Consider the following 1,593-nt stretch of genomic DNA (forward strand, 5'->3'; position numbering starts at 1 on the left):
GTGATCTTCCTCCTGATCGTGCTGAGACTGCTGCTGCGCCAGAGCCTGCCGCGGCGCGGCGAGATCTTCCTCGGTATCGCCCTGACCGTGGTGGGCATGTGCGTTTTCAATCTCGGTCTGACCTACGGTCTGTCGAAGTTGGGAGGGAGTGCCGGCTCGCTGATTCCGGCGGCCTTCATGCAGACTCCCGGCTCGGACGACTCCCCACTTTATATGTATGAGGTGGGGTTGGTACTGGCCTTGGCTTTTGCCTGGGTGCTCGGGTACGGGGCAACCGTCGCCGAACCCGCACTGAATGCGCTCGGTGTAACCGCCGAGACGCTTACCAACGGTTTCATCCGCAAGCGCAGCCTTATCCGTGCAGTATCGATAGGTGTCGCCTGCGGTATTGCCGTGGGTGTGGCCAAGTTGGTGTTCGGCCTGCCACTGGTCTGGCTGGTGGTGCCGCCCTACCTGTTCGCGGTGCTACTCACGATTTTTTCGACCGAAGAGTTTGTCAATGTGGCCTGGGATAGCGCGGGTGTCACCACGGGGCCAATAACCGTTCCGCTCGTTCTGGCCATGGGGCTGGGACTGGGCAATGCCACCAACGCAGTCGAGGGTTTCGGAATTCTTTGTATGGCCTCCGTCGGCCCGGTCATCAGCGTCATGCTCCTCGGACAGTGGGCGCGTTTCCAGTTGTGGAGACAGACAAAGGCCGCCACGGAACAGCCTGCGAATCAATTATTGGGCACGGGAGAAGCGGGATGAAAGCTGAAGGAATTACCTACCTGACTGACGTCGCACTGATCACCTGCATTGTCCCCGTCGGGCGCGCAGACCTGGTGATCCGTGCGGCCCAGGGCATGGGCGCGCCAGGCGCCATTGTCTACCACGCCAGCGGGCTTGGCCCCCGTGAGCGGCTCGGCCTGCTCAGCATCGCCATCGATGCGGAGAAGGAAGTGGTGAGCCTGCTGGTCGCTGCCGACTATCAGGACGCGGTCCTCGAGGCGATCTATCACGCGGCCAATTTGAATGTTCCCGGCGCCGGAATGATCTACGCRACCCCCGTGGAAAAAGTCGCGACCTACATCCCCCGCGAGATGCTGAAACAGGAGACTGCCTCGTGAGTCTGGCGGTCGCGGGAGTACCCGGTGGGGCTGCAAAACTCATTACCTGCGTGTTGCCCGACGATGGCACCGAGCGCACGCTGCTGCAGCTATTACGAGAGACACATGGCATTACCCGCGCGGACAGCGTGAATTGCCGTGGCGTGGCCATCCTGCAGGCCGCCAAAGCTCCCCGCGATGAAGTGCCAGAGGCGGTGCTCACCCGGGTGGTCAATGTGGTGGTGGATGTAGCTCAGGCAGAAGAGGTGTTCGACTTTATTTGTGTAAACGCCAGGCTGACCGAGCCTGGCAGAGGGTTGATGTACATGTCGGCGCTGAATTTCGCTACGGCAGTGGCGATGCCTGAGGGGGTGACGGAAGAGCAAGGAGCGATACCGATTCGCTCAGAGCGCCAATAACTCCCCCCTATCGATCAATGATCGGGGTATTGGGAAGCGAAAGCCAGAACAGGCTCCCGCTGTTCGCAGTCCATTTAGCGCTTGAG

The 1,593-nt window shown here is 60.9% G+C and carries 3 protein-coding genes; all 3 read left to right on the forward strand.

Going from position 1 to position 1,593, the window contains the following annotated elements; genetic code table 11:
- Positions 1–750: DUF1538 domain-containing protein (locus tag AC1DRJ_RS27015; protein WP_477804841.1), on the forward strand; the 750-nt coding region annotated here is incomplete at its 5' end.
- Entirely contained in the window at positions 747–1,109 is a 363-nt protein-coding gene (locus tag AC1DRJ_RS27020; protein ID WP_477804842.1) for a P-II family nitrogen regulator, read from the forward strand. The genes AC1DRJ_RS27015 and AC1DRJ_RS27020, both read left to right, overlap by 4 nt.
- Positions 1,106–1,507: a hypothetical protein gene (locus tag AC1DRJ_RS27025; RefSeq protein ID WP_477804843.1), complete on the forward strand. Its 402-nt coding sequence runs from the start codon at positions 1,106–1,108 to the stop codon at positions 1,505–1,507. The genes AC1DRJ_RS27020 and AC1DRJ_RS27025 overlap by 4 nt, the downstream gene beginning before the upstream one ends.
- The last annotated feature ends 86 nt before the right edge of the window (positions 1,508–1,593 follow it).

The sequence above is a fragment of the Pseudomonas sp. P5_B2 genome, assembly GCF_056400445.1.